Origin of the sequence: Parafrankia sp. EAN1pec, assembly GCF_000018005.1 — a bacterium.
In the GTDB taxonomy this organism is placed as follows: Bacteria; Actinomycetota; Actinomycetes; order Frankiales; family Frankiaceae; genus Parafrankia; species Parafrankia soli.
The window spans coordinates 5,253,468-5,270,670 of sequence record NC_009921.1 but is presented as its reverse complement, the minus strand read 5'-3'; the positions used below and the strand labels follow the sequence as shown (position 1 = coordinate 5,270,670).

The 17,203-nt window shown below is 69.4% G+C and carries 10 protein-coding genes and 3 pseudogenes; 8 read left to right on the top strand and 5 right to left on the bottom strand.

The window, feature by feature from the left end:
- Positions 1-55: 55 nt before the first annotated feature.
- Positions 56-1,462, top strand: coding sequence for a C4-dicarboxylate transporter DctA (dctA, locus tag FRANEAN1_RS21470; RefSeq protein ID WP_020461920.1), 1,407 nt, complete (start codon positions 56-58; stop codon positions 1,460-1,462).
- Between the two features lie 614 nt (positions 1,463-2,076).
- Positions 2,077-2,322, top strand: a complete 246-nt coding sequence (locus tag FRANEAN1_RS21465) for a glutamine amidotransferase (RefSeq protein WP_020461919.1) — start codon at positions 2,077-2,079, stop codon at positions 2,320-2,322.
- A 12-nt stretch (positions 2,323-2,334) separates the two neighbouring features.
- Here the strand turns inward: FRANEAN1_RS21465 and FRANEAN1_RS21460 are convergent, their stop codons facing one another.
- Complete coding sequence (locus tag FRANEAN1_RS21460; RefSeq protein WP_041254555.1) at positions 2,335-2,946, bottom strand: hypothetical protein; 612 nt, start codon at positions 2,944-2,946, stop codon at positions 2,335-2,337.
- A 384-nt stretch (positions 2,947-3,330) separates the two neighbouring features.
- Here FRANEAN1_RS21460 and FRANEAN1_RS21455 point away from each other — a divergent pair, with 384 nt between their 5' ends.
- The gene (locus FRANEAN1_RS21455; protein WP_157472743.1) at positions 3,331-3,522 is read left to right on the top strand and encodes a hypothetical protein; all 192 of its coding nucleotides are present in this window, start codon (positions 3,331-3,333) and stop codon (positions 3,520-3,522) included.
- Between the two features lie 239 nt (positions 3,523-3,761).
- Here the strand turns inward: FRANEAN1_RS21455 and FRANEAN1_RS43860 are convergent.
- Positions 3,762-3,944: pseudogene (locus FRANEAN1_RS43860) on the bottom strand (IS110 family transposase); the annotation flags it as partial.
- Positions 3,944-4,756, bottom strand: a pseudogene (locus FRANEAN1_RS21450) (integrase core domain-containing protein); the annotation flags it as partial. The pseudogenes FRANEAN1_RS21450 and FRANEAN1_RS43860, both read right to left, overlap by 1 nt.
- A gap of 227 nt (positions 4,757-4,983) precedes the next feature.
- Between FRANEAN1_RS21450 and FRANEAN1_RS21445 the strand changes: the two are divergent.
- Both FRANEAN1_RS21445 and FRANEAN1_RS43855 read left to right on the top strand, forming a co-directional pair.
- Complete coding sequence (locus FRANEAN1_RS21445) at positions 4,984-5,226, top strand: hypothetical protein (RefSeq protein WP_157472742.1); 243 nt, start codon at positions 4,984-4,986, stop codon at positions 5,224-5,226.
- A 995-nt stretch (positions 5,227-6,221) separates the two neighbouring features.
- Positions 6,222-6,311 (top strand): annotated as a pseudogene (locus tag FRANEAN1_RS43855) (IS5/IS1182 family transposase); the annotation flags it as partial.
- Between the two features lie 145 nt (positions 6,312-6,456).
- On the opposite strand, the gene FRANEAN1_RS21440 reads toward FRANEAN1_RS43855, so the two are convergent.
- Complete coding sequence (locus FRANEAN1_RS21440; protein ID WP_020461914.1) at positions 6,457-7,800, bottom strand: YibE/F family protein; 1,344 nt, start codon at positions 7,798-7,800, stop codon at positions 6,457-6,459.
- Between the two features lie 172 nt (positions 7,801-7,972).
- Positions 7,973-8,371, bottom strand: a complete 399-nt coding sequence (locus FRANEAN1_RS21435; RefSeq protein ID WP_198145346.1) for a hypothetical protein — start codon at positions 8,369-8,371, stop codon at positions 7,973-7,975.
- Positions 8,372-8,917: 546 nt separating this feature from the next.
- On the opposite strand from FRANEAN1_RS21435, the gene FRANEAN1_RS21430 reads away from it, so the two are divergent.
- From FRANEAN1_RS21430 to FRANEAN1_RS40450, 3 genes are all read left to right on the top strand, one after another.
- Positions 8,918-10,339: a hypothetical protein gene (locus tag FRANEAN1_RS21430; RefSeq protein WP_020461912.1), complete on the top strand. Its 1,422-nt coding sequence runs from the start codon at positions 8,918-8,920 to the stop codon at positions 10,337-10,339.
- Positions 10,336-14,736: a DUF6603 domain-containing protein gene (locus FRANEAN1_RS37310; protein WP_020461911.1), complete on the top strand. Its 4,401-nt coding sequence runs from the start codon at positions 10,336-10,338 to the stop codon at positions 14,734-14,736. Before FRANEAN1_RS21430 ends, FRANEAN1_RS37310 begins: the two co-directional genes overlap by 4 nt.
- A 91-nt stretch (positions 14,737-14,827) precedes the next feature.
- Positions 14,828-17,194 carry a hypothetical protein gene (locus FRANEAN1_RS40450; protein WP_020461910.1) on the top strand — a complete coding sequence of 789 codons (2,367 nt, stop codon included), beginning with the start codon at positions 14,828-14,830 and terminating at the stop codon, positions 17,192-17,194.
- Positions 17,195-17,203 lie beyond the last annotated feature (9 nt).

Below are 17,203 nucleotides of genomic sequence, written 5' to 3'. Positions count from 1 at the left end.
CTGTAACGCCACCACACGGGGCGGGCACACGGAACCGCCCGGCTAGGAGGCTCGCATGACCACGTTATCGGCCCCGTCGCGGACGGGATCCGCACGCCGACGCTGGTACCGGCAGCTTTACGTCTGGGTGCTGGCGGGGATCGTCGCCGGAATCTTAGTGGGCCACTTCTCCCCAGGAGTCGGTGTCGACCTTCAGCCACTCGGCACTACTTTCGTCGACGCCATCAAAATGATCATCGCTCCCATCGTGTTCTGCACAGTGGTCGGCGGCATCGCGCAGGTCGACAACCTGCGCAAGGTAGGCCGGGTGGGGCTGAAGGCGTTCACCTACTTTGAGCTCGTCACCACCGCCGCGCTGGTGCTCGGGCTCATCGTGATGAACGTGCTGCGTCCCGGTGACGGCGTCAACGCCGACCCGGACACGCTGTCGGTCAATGAGACCGTCGGCGGGTACATCGCACAGGGCGAGTCAAAGGGCTGGGGCGATCACCTGGCAGACGTTGTACCGGATAGCGTGGTCGGCGCGTTCGCCGAGGGCAAGGTGCTCCAGGTACTGTTCTTCGCCGTACTATTCGGCATCGCGCTGAACCTCACCGGCAAGCAAGGTGCCGCAATCGCCGGCGGGATAGAGCGGGTCGGTCGCACCATGTTCCAGGTACTCCGGTTCGTCATGTACGCGGCACCAGTCGGCGCGTTCGGCGCCATGGCCTTCACCATAGGCAAGTACGGAATCGACACCCTAACCAGCCTCGGAAAGCTTGTCGCGGTCTTCTACGGCACGTCGTTGTTCTTCGTCGTCGTTGTGCTCGGCGCGATTGCTGCAACCATCGGCGTAAACATCTTCAAGCTGCTGCGATACATCCGAGAAGAACTCCTGATCGTTCTTGGGACATCGTCCTCCGAATCCGTCCTTCCGCAAATCATGACAAAACTGGAGAGACTCGGGGCGCCACGCCAGGTCGTGGGTCTCACAGTTCCTACCGGATACTCTTTCAACCTGGACGGGACCTGCATCTACCTGACGCTCGCCAGCCTGTACCTCGCCCAGGCGGTCGGCGTCGACCTCTCCCTCGGCGAACAGCTCACCATCATCGGTGTGCTGCTACTGACCTCCAAAGGCGCTGCCGGGGTCACCGGCTCCGGCTTCATCGTGCTCGCGGCGACGCTGTCGACCGTCGGGACAATTCCGGTCGCCGCCATCATGCTGATCTTCGGGGTCGACAAGTTTATGTCGGAGTGCCGGGCGCTCACCAACGTCTGTGGCAACACCCTCGCCACCCTCGTCGTCGCGAACTGGGAAGGCGTCCTCGACAAGGAGCAGATGCGAAAGGCGCTGAACGCGGGTCCGGACTACACACCGGACGTCACCGACAGGCTCGACGTGCCGGAGACGATCGAGACCGGGGAGCTACTTGAGGCACCGGCGCAGGCCCAACCCACTCTGATCGGCGGTAACCGCTAGCCGACAGGCCGGGCGGGAGACGTAGCCGTGCGTCGGCAGCGGCACCGTTGCGTCGATGGGTCCGACGCGGCGCTGACCATCACACTCACCGCCCTCGCAGTCAGCACGTCTGAGCTGTCGATCCGCACGTGCGCTGACATCCGCCGATGGTTGATCCTTCCGCCCGGCCGTACCGCCGCCGTCACCGAAGGTCCACCACACCATGGTCACGGGCCCCGCAAACCCTGTCCTGGCGTGTGGGGCTCCAGAACCCCGATTTGGGTGGTGACCTGCATATTTGCCTGCCGGATGGTGTGGGGTGCCAGAAGGCGGCCTGGGCCTGTGAGCAGGGATGACCTGCGGTTTGACCACCGCCATGATCGTCACGTCCCGGAAGTGACGGGTTGTGGTCCGCACCGGCACTGCGGATCTCCTCAGCCGCGTAGGAGAGCCGCTCCTGCCGAGGCGGGTGACGACGGCACCCGCTGTGGGCCGGCTAAAGAAGGCCAGGCTAACGCCGGTGGCCGAGTTCTGGCACCCCACAGGCCGGCCGGCTACCAGCGGCCGGCCAGCGACCCACACGTACCGGGACGAGGACGCGGTCGGGATGGGCGGGTGCCTACCGCGGCCCGTGGATGGAGTCGCATTTCGACACGTTCAGCGTGCCGCCGGGTGCGCGGCGGCTGGCCTGGACGGCAGACGCGGAGCAGGCCTTCCAGCTCGGGCCGCACCTCGGCCTGGACAAGCGGCTGCCGGGGCTGGGCGTCGACCTGGCTGCCTTGCGCGCCGAGATCGCCCGCCGGGTCGACGCCTCTGGTGCCGCCTCCTGCGCCCTGTTCGACCACTTCTGGTCGCACGCCCGCATCCGCCGCCGCACCTGAACGCTGGCCAGATCATCGATGGCCGGTCAGCGTCCGGGAGATATCGGCGACTGCCAGGCGGATCGGCCGCCAGATCGTGCGGTTGATCCAGCGGCACGGCTGGACGACGAGGAGGCGGAATGCGGCCGCGACCGCTCGCCAGCACCAGGCGATGGGGATGACGACCAGGATGCGCAGCACCGTGCTGATGGCCCGGACCACCGGGGCGAGGATCGTCCGCCAGCACCAGGCGAGTGGCACGACGACGAGCGCCCGCAGCACCGCCCGGACGCCTCGGAGGGTGGCCCGGACGAGCGCGGCGCACGCCCGCCAGACCGGAACCACCAGCGTTCGGACAAACCAGCCGAGCGGACGGGCTATCAGCTGCTCGAAAAGGAACCCCAGTCCCCGCGCGAGTAGGAGGACTGCCTGCCAGGCCGGGGTCAACAGCCAGCGGAGGAACGACCCGACCGCGCGGACCACCGGAGCGACGAGCCGCCGCCACATCCAGGTCAGCACTCGTCCGATCGGCTCGATGACCAGCCGCCACAGGCCGCGGGCGATCAGCCGGGCGAGCTCGTAGAGTAGCCGGAACGGCAGGACGACGACGGCGGCGACCGCCCGCGCCGGCCAGACGACGAGCACCCGGACCGGCCAGGGAACCTGACCTGGCGACGGCGGCGAGGGTGGCTGCGGCGCCCGTTGATATGGAGCAGGCCCACCCGGCACAGGAGGCCGCGGCGGGCCCTGAAACGGGACAGGTCCATCAGGCGTAGGAGGCTGGGACGCACGCTGGTACGGGGCGGGGGCATCCGGCGCGGGTGGGCGCGGCGGCTCTGCCCTCGGTGGGATACCCGCTCCGGACATCCCACACCTCCTACCGACCGGTAATCGCTTGACTGTATGCCCTATACCATCAGGTTTGGTAGGATTTGTCTCAGCGTTCGCGCCGATCCGATCATCAGTTGCGTGATAGTTGGTGATTACTTGGATCGCTGGCTGCCAGCCGGTGGGATCGACCGTCAGTCGGTGGCTCAGTCGTCCCGGCGTCGTCCCCGGCACGGTCATCCGGACAACAAGACGAGCCCCGTCGTCTTCGACCCGTTGCACGACCTGGGCGAGCCAACCGTCTCCGGTGTCCGGACGGCCCACCTGTACAACAGTTTCGTCACAGGCGGGTTGATCACCGATATCGCCAAGTCGCACCACCTGTCCGAGTGAAGTTGGCCCGTTTCTGTTCACCCCTGGGCGCTTCGGGATAACGGTCCCAGGGAGGAGTGCAGGTGCCGAGATCACAGCCGCCGTACACGGAGGAGTTCCGCCGGCAGATGGTGGAGCGGCGCTGACGCCCTTATGTTCGTCAAGCTGCTGGGGCGGTGGGTGGCGTCGGCAGGGCGTGGTAGCTCTCTCGGGCGACGTAGCGTTTCAAGCAGCGGACGCGGGGTCCCGTACTCACACGCCCAGGCCAGCAGCTGCTGGTAGCCGGCGGCTGTGGTCGGGAAGCCCGCGGTGCCCAGCACCACCCCCACCGCGGTCAGGACCGCGGCGACGTGCCGGTCCTTGTGCGTGTCGACCCCGAGGACGACCTCCTGACTCGTCGCCTCGAGCCGGTCTGGTTCTGGGAGCGGGTAGGTGCGGGGCATGGCTGTCTGATCCGTTCCTGGGTCAGGTCGGCGATGGGGTGGTCGGGCCGTGGTGGTTGAAGGTCGCGGCCGCGGTGGGGTCGCCGTCCGTTGTAGTGGGCCGCGTACTCGGCCAGGACGGTACGCAGATGCCGCTTGCCGAAGATCAGCATCCGGTCGGTGACCTCGGTCCGGACGGTGCGGACGAACCGCTCAGCGTAGGCGTTCGCCCGTGGGGTTCGGGGTGGGATCTTGAAGGTGGTAATGCCGGCGTCGGCGAGGACCGCGTCGAAGGAGGCGGTGAACTGGCCGGCCCGGTCGCGGATCAGGAACTGGAAGTCGGCAGCCCGGTCACCGAGATCCATGAGAAGGCTGCGGATCTGCTGGGTGGTCCACGGTCCGTCGGGGTGGGCGGTGACCCCGAGGATGTGGACGGTGCGGGAGTCGACTTCCAGGACGAAGAAGCAGTGCAGGCGCCGCAGCGTCACGGCGCAGTCCACGTGGAAGAAGTCGACGGCCAGCATGGTCGAGGCTTGGGTGCGTAGGAACTGCCGCCAGGTCGTGTCGGTCTGCCGCCTGGGCGCCGGCGGGAGACCCAGAGACTTCAGGACCCGGCGGATCGTGGAGGCACTCACCCGGTGGGCTCGCAGCGTCTTGGGGAGAACCCTGATCAGGGCGGCGAGCACCGCGCGGTCCGCCCAGTACCACCGGGGCTTGGGCTGGGTACGGCGCAGCACCGCGACCTCGTGCCGCAGCACCAGCAGTTCGATGTCCTTGGATGTCGACGAGCGGCCGAGGAGGACCAGCCAGCCACACACCCGCACGAAGATCAGCTAGAGCAGGCGGATGGACATAGCTGACCATCATGCCGGCTGCCGCACCGTCGCATCAGCCCAGCTCACGGGCCCAGGCCGGCTTCTGGCACCCCACAAGCACGAAGGCCCCGCTACGGCCGATGCAACAGCCCACGTTGCTACCCGCGTGGTCGGCTGCCGGCCATCATGGGTAGACCATCGACAGCGGCGCGAGCACAGCCACCTCGAAACGGGAATTGAAGGTCATGATGGGCGATACCAGCCGACTCGACGCAATCGCTGCCCGCCTGCTCACCGCGGAGCGCGCCAACCGTGGCGTCCGACACCTGGCCAACGCGGCGGTCGAAATCGGAGAGATGGTGGACACCGCCGGCGCTGTCGCCATCCTCTCCGAGTACCGCCAGGCGTACCGCGAGGTGCATGACGTGCTCACTAACGGTGACCCGGTCGATATCGTTTACCTGGCCTCACAGTTCGACCCATCCTGACCCAGTCTTCCAGGTTTACCTGCGTCGGCACTGTTGCGTCGTGGGGTAGACGCGCATGCCGGGGCCCGGCCGGCCGGCGGTCAGATGGCGTGGGTGAGCTCGGTGTCGATCATAACCAGGCATGTTCGGGACAACCCGCTCCAGAGGGTCGAGCCGCACATTGCCGGGCCCGCTCGAACTCATTTGGCGGGGCCCGGTCAAATGAGCACGCATTGAGCGCTCGTGAAATTCTGAAATCGAATGCCGGTCGGTTATATTATCCAACCATGCAGGTCAAAGCAATTTTGATCAACTGGAGACGCAGTCTATGACCATCATTCGAGCTGGTTAAAAGTCGGTTGCTCCGCAAATTGAGCAACCTGGCATACCTCCTGCGCGGATCCACCGTCGACCCTGTACTGGGAAGATGCATGCGCGTTGTGTGCGCGGACGTTCCGGTGTGGCCCGACATTCGCGGTGGCCATATGACGGTGGGTCACGGCGCGCGTCACCTACGAGCTCCGCGAGATCGGCCGGTGTGGCGAACGCACACCGGCCGATCCCCGTCCTAATTTCTGGGAGTGCCTGGAATGGGCTGGCTGGGCGACGCCGAGTCGGGGTCGCCCGTTCGGTTCCCTATCCGCATGTCGGTCCAGCGAAGTGATTGAACAGGGGCAGCATCCCGCCATGCAATCCCGGTCATCGTGGCCGCGTCTCCCGCTACCCGAGCGCACCGCCCAACGCGGACGTCCGGGCTGATGGTCGGGGCCATGGCCTACTGGCCCCGACACTGGTGTCATCCCGGGGTCGTGGCCCGCGCCCGTGCGCGGACGCACGACGGCGTGGCCGCGCGTTTCCGCTGGTAGACGGCCTGTTCTCGCGATTGGGGATGGAGATCGCGGGGCCGGGGATGGTGGGGTAGCGGTTCGCATTGGTCGATGGCTCTACCGCTGGCTTCGGAAGCGGGATCGAGTACCACGTGTGAAAGCTGCCGCCTCGGAGAATCGTCTCTGATCGTCGCTTGCAGGGGTGTGCCCCATGGGGTCGGCCCGGGCCGCCAAAGCTGGCCTGTCGAGCGGACATTCGCCTGGCTGCACCAGTTCCGCGGAGCTGGTGCATTCGGAGATCCCGGGCATGCTGAAGGCCTCGGCGACTGCCGTCAGATGGTGTGGGTGAGCTCGGTGAACGCCGGGGACAAGGCAAAGCTGCAGGTCGGTGTGACGGCGAGTTCGTCGTGGCCGCTGGGGATGTTCACCGTAGGCCGGGGCGAGCGGGCGGCCGTGGGCGTCGAGGCCGTCTTATGGGCTGTTTGAGCTGCTCGGGTTGTGCCCTGAGGTAAGTGAGGGGATGGGTGATCGCTCCGGCGGGCTGCCCGGTGTTTGGCTGGTCGTCGATTCCGGTATGGGTACTGGCTGGTGTCGGCGGTTTGTCGACGCGGTGGCGGCGGGAGGCGGCGAGTGCGGCGATGGCGGTGGTGAGGGGGACGGAGGCGACGAGGCCGATGGTGCCGGCCGCGGCGCGGACGATTTCGGCGGCGACCATGTCGGTGGTGGCGACGTCGGCGTTGCCGCGGTCGGCGAGGGTGAACAGCAGCAGGCTGGGTAGGGCGGCGCCGGCGTAGGCGAGGACGAGCGTGTACACGCTCGACGCGATGTGGTCGCGTCCGATGCGCATCACGGAGCGGTACAGGTAGAGCGTTGACGCGTCCGGGGTGGCGTCGGAGACCTCCCACACGGCCGCGGCCTGGGTGACGGTCATGTCGTTGATCAGTCCGAGTGACCCGATGATGAGGCTGGCGAGGACGAGCCCGGGCAGGCTCAGCTCGCCGGCGAAGGCCTTGAGCATCACGTCCTCGTCGGAGCCGAGGCCGGTGACGCGGCACAGGTCGATGGCGACGGCGCCGAGCACGGCGGTGAGGACGAGGCTCGCGAGTGTGCCGAGCAGCGCGGCGGTGGTGCGGGTGGAGACACCGTGGGCGAGGTACAGGAGCAGGACGAGTAGCGCCGCTCCGGTGGTGAGAGCCACCGCGACCGGCGAGTGGCCGTCGAGCAGGGACGGCAGGGTGAACTTCACGATCACCAGATAGCTCAGGACGAGCCCGGCGAGCGCGGCGAGCCCGCGCCAGCGGGCGACGGCGACCACCACGATCGCGGTGAGCAGCGCGATCCAGGCGAGCGGCGCGGCGCGCTGGTAGTCGGCGACGCGGTAGGTCGGGCGTCCGCTGATGTCGGTCGTAGGCGCGAGGCGGACCTTGTCGCCGGCCTCGAGGACGGGGGCGGTTGGGTCGACGAGGGTGTCGAGGTGGAGCCGCGCGGACGGTCCGGTCCGGCCGTCGAGGACGACGTCGAGCTGGTCGCAGGTGCCGACGGTGGTGCCCTGGCCGAGCAGGTCCGGGCAGGGCCCGCGCCCGGCGCGTCCGATGGTGGCGTCGACCAGCTCGCCCGATCCGCCGGCCAGGTCACGCAGGTTCTCCGACGGCTCCCGCGGTGCGGACGACGGCCACAGCAGCACGGCGCCGAGCGCGGTCAGCGCCAGGAACGCGGCCATGGCGCTGGCCATCACGACGAGAGTGGTCCGCGACGTCCGGCCCGCCATGGTCCTGTCTCCCGCCCCGCTCCCGTCGGCAGCGCTCGACGGAAAGTGGTGGTGGTGGTGTCCGTGCCCCATGGGACCGAGTGTGGACAGGGGCATGCGGGGGCTTCACGCCAGGCCCGGCGCGGCTGGGCCGCCCCGTGGGCCGCGCGGGGCGGTTCCACCGGTGGCTTGTTCACGCTGTGATGGCGTCCTCGCTGGCAGTGTTGGCGGCGGAGGCGCTACGCGGCGTGGGAACTGGCAGGTACGGAGGTTGGTAGTCGGGGTCGATCTGGGTGGTGAGATCGGTTCCGATGCTGTCGTTGGCCCAGGCGCGGGCGTTGCGGCGGTGGATCTCGTGCATCTGCGTGAGGAATCGCTGCGGGTCGCGGATGGTGGTGTCCACGGCGGCCAGTAGCTCGGCCAGGGCAGCCTGGTTGGCGGGTTCGAGGTCGTCGAGGTGGAACGGGCGGCCCTGTTCGAGCGCCCGGACGGGGGCGGACTGGTGGAAGCAGACGCGTAGATCGTCGCCGATCTGGTCTCGGAGGAATGCGACGTCGGCCGCATCGGTGATCTTGTTGCCGAGGGCGGACACCGTGATGTCGAACTCCGTGGCGTACTGGCCGGGTAGGGGTATAGGTGTCCGATCGCCTCCGGGGGAAGGCCTATCGATCATCGGGTGAGACAGAAGCCCTGGTCAGGTCCTGCGGACGAGTTTCGGGCACCCACACCCGGTGGGGCGGCAGCGGTCGGGGCGGGCTGTGGGCACGCGCACCCGACCGCACTGCCACCATTTCCCCAGGTCAGCGCCATGATTAGTTAGGTCGAGCGACCATGCGCGGCAGAACACGGCACCCGGGAATCCACTTTTTTGATCTTTGCAAGGTAACAGAAACAACACTCTGTCTTGCCTGCCGGTTGGGGGCGACGTAGGCTCCCAGAAGTCGCGGCTGGAGCGATTTCCCGATGGCCGTTTTATCGCACCGATGTCTTCAGTTCGGCATTTGCCTTGATCTCGACAATCGATGTCTCCTTCTTCAGGCCAGCCGCCCGCGCCGCACCGACGGTAGCGACGAATGAACTAAACGTGCATTTTCCCGGTAGAGCCCTGATCCGCTGAAGAACTTCCCCCGGGTGAGTGATGCCTGTACACACGGACAAGAACACGAACTACGGCCCGCCGCTGGTGAACCAGAAGTACACGCCGCTGAACGGCCCCACCTTCGAGGCCGATGACCGGCCCCTCTACACCGGTCTGCTCAACAACCGGATGGCCATGCTCCGGGCGCTCGGCCTGATCGGTGCGGGTCTCGACCTGACAGTGCCGGACTGGCCGAGCGTCGCCCGCGCCGAGGCCGGGAGCTCGCCGCCACTGGTGGTGGTGTCCAGCGGCCGGGCCACGTGGATCCGCAGCGGCCTCGACGCCGGCAGGGACCAGCTCGCAAGCCTGAGCATCGCCGCCTTCGACAACGTCAGCGATCTGCGTGCGTTGCGGAACCAGACCGGCGCGAAGGTATCGCCGCCGTGGTACGCGCCGGACCGGGTCGGTGCCGGCCGCAACGTCTACATGGTCGTCAACATCGCCGAATACGACTACTACCAGAAGAAGCTGAAGGACACCAGGATCACCCCGGTGGGCTGGCGCTTCACCAAGGGTGTGAGCGCCCAGCGCAGCCTGACCATGCTCGGTTTCGGGGCCACCCGGTTCGCGGCGCTGGAGTTCTGCAAGACATTGCGTCTACAAGCGCGTGAGCGGGCGGGTGCGGCGCCGTGGGACGCCGCCTGGATGATCGACGACAACGTCGTCGCGCTCACCAGCTTCCCCGGCTTCGCCGCGGTCGAGGCGGCACTGGGCAACAATGTCTGTGCGGGTTTCCATGGTGGTACCCAGGCCCTGTCACAGGCGCGGAACAAGGGCTGGGCGGATGGCGAGTGGAACGCCGGGCGCCGGGGACAGGAGGACAGGCTGCCGGCGGCGGAACGGCTGGGAATCATCCAGCAGGCCGCGTTGTGGAACATCGCCTACTGCGACGACAGACGGCTCAACTTCGGCCCGCCGTTCATCACCTCGGCCGAGGATCTGAGCATCATCAACTACTTCAACCATGAAGGCATTCCGTACCAGTTCTACAACGGCATCGGCGTACGCAAGGAGATCCCGGAGTCGGACACAACCGGTGGCTTGGCGAAGGTGCACAGCGGCCGGCAGAGTCTGACCCGGTGGATCGCCGCGGCGGAGAGCGCCGACTTCACTCCACCGGGCGGTTCCCCACCGCCCCCGATCCGGGTGCAGCCCCGCAACCCCGACGACGGCGGCGAGCAGACGCTGAGCACGTTCATCACCACGCGGGTGCTGCCGAAGGCGTCCGCCGAAATTTCGGCGAAGGCAAACAACCTGGACACCCAGGCGCAGGCCAAGAGCCAGGCGGTGGAACAGCTCACGTCCGGCGCGCTGAACGGCGGGCTGGTGGACGCCGCCGCCACCACGGCCACCTTCTACCTCAACGGCACCGGCCAGCAGACGGTGCAGCTGCGGAACCGTCCCTCGCGGGACCGCTCATGAGCGCGCCCTTCACCGACCTGACCGCGCTGGCCGCCCATCTGCGCGAGCTGGCCCAGGCACACCAACCGATCGTTCTGGACGACACGATCCTGGCGGCGGTCACCGCCACCGCGATCACCGACGCGTTCACGCTTCCGGCCGAGCAGCGCCTGACGGTGGCCGGGGTCGCCCCCGCCGACATCGGTGAGCCGGCCGGCGGCGTGCTGAGCGTCAGCACCGGTACCGCCTCGGTGCTGTGGCTGGACGGGGTGCCGGTCACCCTCGGCTTCTGGATCGCTGCCGGCGCCCTGCAGCTGTCCGTCACCGCCACCATGCCGAGCGGCTGGGCGGTCACGGACAGTTTCGCCGGGCTCGCGCTGTTCCCGTTCAACAGTCTGACCGTCAGTGACGCCCGGTTCGTCTACGGCAGCGTCGAGCAGCCAGCGTTCGACTGGCCGGGTGCGGAGGGCACCACCGTCGACCTGCAGGCCGGGCAGAACCTGCTCTGCCTGCTTGGTCTGGGCGGGGTGCCGCTGGTGGCGGGTCTGCTCGGCCCGGTGATCGGCCAGGGCGGCACCGTACGCGCCCACGGGCCGTTCGCGCCGACCGCCGGCCAGCCGCTGCCGGTCGGCACGCTGACCGCCTCGATCGACAGCTCCGGTTTCAGCCTCGGCTCGGGGGCGGACGCGCTGTCGCTCACCGATCCGCGGGTGGCGGTGCGGATCGGTACGGCTGACGACGACACCAACCCGCTCCAGGAGATCGACCTGCTGGTGCTGGGGACGTTCCAGCGGTCGCTGGAGGTGTCGGTCTCGATCCCGATAGCCGGCGGGCTGTACCGGGTCGAGACCACCCCGCTGCCCAGCGGGAGGTCGATCACCGGTCTGATCAGGAGCCTGCCCGGCGGCGCGAGCTTCACCGACTACATTCCGTCCGAGCTCAGCTCGGTGTTCGACACGGTCGGCCTGGACAACTTCGCGATGGCGGTCACCACCGCCCCGGCGGTCAGCTACCTCGGTCTCTCGGTGAGCACCCTGAACCCCTGGCCGCTGATCACGGACGTACTCGTCCTGGACAAGCTGCGCCTGCTCGTGGACGTCGTCGACCCGGCCGGTCTGAACTGGGCGTCGGTGCGGATCGCCGCCCAGGCCGAGTTCCTGCCGCAGGTGTTCCCCGGCGAGTTCGACATCACCGTCGAGCTGGCGAAGCAGACCACCTGGGAGGTCAGCACCGTCAGTGGCGCCTACCGGGGGGCGGTGAACCTCGGCGATCTGGTGGCGGCGCTGCTCGGCAGCCACGATTCGGTGCCATCGGTGCTGCGCGACATCTCCTTCGTCGACTTCGGGATCGACGCTACCCGTCCCGCGGCTGGCCAGCCGTTCGACTACCTCTGCCACGGCACCGCGCTGGTGGCGCTGCCGTTCCTCGACACCGAGCTGACCGCGCAGCTGACCGTGGTGTTCAGCCGGAGCGGCTCCGGGCACGCGGTGCACCTCGCCGGCGCGCTGGCGGTCGGCGAGGAGCTGTTCGCGCTGCACCTGGACCTCGGCACCACCGGGTCGCTGCTCACCGCGACCTGGACGGACACCGGCGCCCCGCTGAACTTCAGCGACATCGCCGCCGCGTTCGGCTGGACAGACGTCCCGACGCTGCCCGGCGGGCTGGACCTGGCGCTGACCGGCGCCGGCTTCAGTTACGACTTCACCACCGGCGCCCTGGTGCTCACCGCCCGCTCGAAGCACTACGGTCAGCTGGTCCTCGCCAGCTCGAAGGTGGCCTCCCAGCGGGTGTTCCTGCTGGATCTGACGGTGCCGCTCAACGTCCGGCTGACCGACATCCCGGTCGCCGGGCCGGCGATCCCACCCTCGGTGGACGTCGGCATCCAGCAGCTGGAGATCGCCTACGCCACGCGCGACTATCCGGACGACGCGGTGACCGCGCTGGACGCCACCCTGAAGGTGTTGGGCGGCGAGGCGCTCGGGTACCCGTCGCTGAAGGCCGGGATGGTCTTCGTCGCCAACCTGCGGCTGGGCGAGGACACGGTGCCGCTGACCCTGTCGTTCGGCCCGTCCAGCGGCCAGAACAGCCAGCAGCAGCGGCAGCTCGGCGGCAGCGGCGGCGGCACCGGAGCCGGAGCCGGCGACAGCACCGGCAGCGGAGCCGGCGGCGGCAGCGAGCTGGCGACCACGCCCGGCTCCGGGCCACCGGCGCCACAACAGGGCAGCGGCACCTGGTTCGACGTCGGGAAGACATTGGGGCCGGTGCAGATCCAGCGCATCGGCATCGAGTACGCCCACGAGACACTGATCTTCAGCCTGGACGCCAACATCGCCATCGGGCCGCTCGCGCTGTCGCTGCTGGGGCTCGGCGTCGGGTCGTCGCTGAAGGCGTTCTCCCCGGTGTTCACCCTGTCCGGGCTCGGCCTGTCGTACAACAACCCGCCGGTGCAGATCGCCGGCGCGGTGCTGCGGGTGCCGGACTCGCAGCTGGCGCCGGGGGTGCAGTTCCAGTACGACGGGATGCTGGTCGTCAAGGCCGAGGAGTTCAGCATCGCCGCGCTCGGGTCCTGGGCCCAGCTGGCCACCGGGATGCCGTCGCTGTTCGTCTTCGCCCAGCTGGAGGCACCGCTCGGCGGCCCGCCGTTCTTCTTCGTCACCGGCCTGATGGGCGGTTTCGGCTTCAACCGCTCGCTGGCCGTCCCCGGCCAGGACGAGGTCGCCGGCTTCCCGCTGCTGGCGCTCGCCGCCGCACCCCCACCGGGCACCAGCAATCGGCAGGACCCGACCGAGATCCTGGGGGTGCTGGAGGGCACCAAGCCGCTGGGCGGCGTGACCAAGGCCTGGATCACCCCGAAGTCGGGCGAGTACTGGCTGGCCGCGGGCCTGGAGTTCACCTCCTTCGAGCTGGTCAACACCCGGGCGCTGCTGGTGGCGGAGTTCGGCCACGAGTTCGCCCTGGCGCTGCTGGGCCTGTCGACGCTGCGGCTGCCGCTGGCCGAGGCCAATACGCCGGCCTACGCCTACGTCGAGATGATGATCCGGGTGGTCGTGCAGCCCAGCCAGGGCCTGTTCGCGGCGACCGCGGTCCTGAGCCGGAACAGCTACGTGCTCACCCCGGACTGCCATCTCACCGGCGGCTTCGCCTTCTACCTGTGGTTCGGCGACAATCCCGCCGCCGGGCAGTTCGTCCTCACGCTGGGCGGCTACCATCCCGCCTTCCAGGCGCCTTCCTACTTCCCGCAGGTTCCCCGGCTCGGTTTCAACTGGGCGGTCAGCGACGTGGTGAGCGTCAAGGGCGGCTCCTACTTCGCGCTGACCAGCTCCTGCGCGATGGCCGGCGGTGGCCTGGAGGTGCTCTTCCACGACGGGGACCTGAAGGCCTGGTTCACCGCGCAGGCGGATTTCCTGATCAGCTGGCACCCGTTCTTCTTCACCGCCGACATCGCCATCTCGATCGGCGCGTCCTATCGGCTGAACCTGCTGTTCTGCCACAAGACGATCACCGTGTCGCTCGGTGCGGCGCTGCACCTGTGGGGCCCGCCGACCGGCGGCATCGTCCGGGTGGACCTGGTGCTGGTCAGCTTCAGCGTCCGGTTCGGCTCGGACGGCGCCGGCACCGAGACCAAGCCGCTGGCGTGGGATGAGTTCACCGCGCTGCTGCCCGCCGGGACGGACCTGTGCGGCATCGCCATCACCGACGGCCTGTACAAGACCTGCGACGCGCCCGAGAACGACAGTGGCAAGCTGTGGATCGTCCGGGCCGGGCGGCTGGTGTTCCAGACCCGCTCGGCGATCCCAGCCAGCGAGCTGGCCTACGCCGGGCGCACCGTGCGGCGCTCCGACACCGCGGCGGGCGGGATCGCGATCCGACCGATGAACCTGACCGGGCTAGCGTCCGTCCACACGCTGTCCCTGCACCGGGACGGGTCGGCCGGTCCCGTCGACGTCTCCGACTGGTCGCTGGAGCCGCTGACGCAGACGGTGCCGGCGTCGCTGTGGGCGGATCCGCCGGTGCCGTTCAGCCAGATCCCGGCGCAGCCGTCGGCGGACGTGCTCGCCGGCGAGCTGTGCGGCTTCTCGGTCACCGCCCCGCTCCCACGGCTCGGGGACAGCCGCGGGGTGGTCCCCGTGCAGCTGCTGATGGAGGAGTACCTGTCCCCGCCGGGGCGGACGCCGCTGTCCGGCATGGTCGCCCCGTCGCCGGACTATGTGCCCACCCCCAGCCAGCAGACGGTCGGGCTGCTCCAGCAGGTGAACACCGGCACCGCCCGGCAGAACCGGGCCGCGCTGTTCGGGGTGCTGGCCGGCGCGGCCCTGTCCGACGGCGACGCGCTGTTCACCGGGGTGGACGGCGACCTGGCCGTGCTGGCCGCCGGCGCCGACCACCTGTTCAGCGACCCGCCCCTGCGCCAGGCCTGAGCAGACCCCGCTCGCCCGCCAGCGCCGCGAGGACCCGTTCGTGCGGCAGCCCTGAACGAGCTGAACCTGAACGAGCTGAAACGGAGCGTCCGTGGCCACCTCGGAGACGACCGACATCCCGGTCGGTGATCTACGCTTCTACGACAACTACGTGCCCGCGCTGGCCGCCGGCAACTGGACGATCTCCGTCGGGCAGACCGTGGCCGGCGTGGACACCGGCGAGCTGACCGCGACCCAGAACCTGGTGGTGAGCGCGCCGCAGTTCGCGCTGGACCCGACCGCGATCATCAACCAGTACCCGCCGGCCGGCAGTACCGGGCAGTTCGGGCAGGTGCTGCCGCACATCGTGCTCAGCGACGCGTTGCTGCCCTGGGAGCGGGCCATGGCCGGCTCGTCCGCCGCCCAGCCGTGGCTGGCGGTACTGGTGCTCGGCGAGGATGAGATCATCGGTGGCGTCGGCGCTCCCACCCGTGCGCAGACCGCCACGGTGGCGGACTTCCTGCGGGCCGACCCGGCCGTGCTCAAACCGGCGGTGGTGCAGGAGGGCGACGTCGCCGACACCGATCCGTGCACCTTCATCCAGCTGGCGACGGTGCTGTTCCCCGCGCTCGTCCCGCGGCTGACCGAGCTGCGTTTCCTGGCGCACTGCCGCCAGTCCAACATCGCTGACAAGGCCGAGCTGGGGCTGGAGACCAACGGGCTGTTCTCGGTGGTGGTGGGCAACCGGTTCCCGGCCGCCCCGGCCGAGGACGCGCCGGCCGAGGACGGCTCGGCGGCATGCAAGAGCATCGCGCACCTGGTGTCGCTGGAGGGCCTCGAGACGTACCTGGTGGACCAGCCGGACTTCGGCGCCCACACGTCGGTGGCGCTGCTGTCGCTGGCCAGCTGGACGTTCAACACCACGGCCAACCGGCACCAGGACTTCCGCGGCCTGATGGAGAACCTGGTCGGGCAGGAGTACGACGGCAGCAGCTACACCCCGGCGAACCTGTGGCTGCGGCTGCCGGCACCGACCGCCCCGGGCGGCGGCACCGCGGCCGGCGCGGAGGTCAGCCGCCGGCTGGCGGACGGGTTCGTCCCGCTGGAGTACCAGCTGCGCACCGGCGAGCGGACCTTCGCCTGGTACCGCGGGCCGTGCGCGCCGGTGCTGACCACACCGCTGGGAGCGGACACGTCGTTTCCCACCTCGGACGCGGCGCTGGTCTACGACAGCGGGTTCGGCGTCTTCGACGCCTCGCTGGCCACCGCCTGGCAGGCCGGCCGCGCGCTGGCACTGGCGGACCGGGTGTTCGGCCAGGCCCTGTACGCCTTCCGGACCCGCGGCCACCAGGTCACCGACCGGTTGCTGGAGCGGCTGCGCAGCGACGCCTTCCCGGCCAGCCAGATCGCCGAGCTGCGCTCGGACACCTCCGTGCAGGACGAGTTCCTGCGCTGCCTTTCGACCGACCTGCTGACCACCCTGGCGGCCACCGACGCCACCGACGCCACCGACGCCACCGACGCCACCGACGCCACCGACACCGCCGACACCGCCGACACGCCCGCGGATCCGGGCGCCGCCCCGCACCCGGCCCAGGACCCGGATCCGGCCGCGGCGGTGCGCGGCTTCCTGGCCGACCCGCGGACGCGGGAGCTGATCGCGGACGGCACCCAGGCCGACCTGCTGCCGGTGACCACCTGGCTGGCCAACCTGGTGCTGCTCTACCCGCTGCCGTTCAACCTGCTGGTGCCCGACAGCCGGATGCTCGCCCCGGAGACGCTGCGCTTCTTCTACCTGGACGACAACTGGCTGCGCGCGCTGACCGACGGGGCGCTGAGCATCGGCACGCAGTCCAGCCGGGACGCCGTCCTCACCGGGATCATGGGCGGCCTGATCCACCGGGCCGCCCGGACCACGGCGCAGGCGCTGCGCGCCAGGCGGACCGGGGTCGAACCGCCGGCCACCACGGCCACCGCCTCCACCGGGGCCGGGGCCGGGGCGGCCGGGGACAGCCTGGTCAGCGGGTTCCTGCTGCGCTCGGCGGTGGTGTCCGGCTGGCCCAACCTCGCGGTCCGCGGCAGCCTGGCCGGCGACGACCTGCGAGTGCTGCGGATGGACCGCCTCGCCGACGACCTGCTCCTCTGCCTGTTCCAGGGCGTCCCGGACCAGGTCGAGTTCGCCGAGCCGCAGGAGGGCTTCCGGTTCGGCGTGGACGACGACGGCGAGCTGCCGCTACGTCAGCCGACCTCCGACGGCCCGGTGCCGATCGGTACCCAGCTGGCCGCCCCGTTGCCGCTGCTTCCCGACAGCCTGCGCGCCGGCGGCGACACCGTGCTGGACGTCGGTGCCGCCGCCCGGCGGATCCAGGACGCGCTGGCGGCCGCCGGTGTCGCGGTGCCCGACTTCGGCCCGGCGGACTTCGCTCTGCAGATGGTGAAGTCCCCCGAGGCCATCAGGTTCACCAGCCCGACCGGCTGAGCACCCCGA

Coding starts and splice junctions, on each gene's coding strand:
- FRANEAN1_RS21440 (WP_020461914.1), bottom strand. CDS start 7,800: ATGGCGGGCCGGACGTCGCGGACCACTCTCGTCGTGATGGCCAGCGCC.
- FRANEAN1_RS21465 (WP_020461919.1), top strand. CDS start 2,077: ATGGAGTCGCATTTCGACACGTTCAGCGTGCCGCCGGGTGCGCGGCGG.
- FRANEAN1_RS21445 (WP_157472742.1), top strand. CDS start 4,984: ATGATGGGCGATACCAGCCGACTCGACGCAATCGCTGCCCGCCTGCTC.
- dctA (WP_020461920.1), top strand. CDS start 56: ATGACCACGTTATCGGCCCCGTCGCGGACGGGATCCGCACGCCGACGC.
- FRANEAN1_RS21430 (WP_020461912.1), top strand. CDS start 8,918: ATGCCTGTACACACGGACAAGAACACGAACTACGGCCCGCCGCTGGTG.
- FRANEAN1_RS37310 (WP_020461911.1), top strand. CDS start 10,336: ATGAGCGCGCCCTTCACCGACCTGACCGCGCTGGCCGCCCATCTGCGC.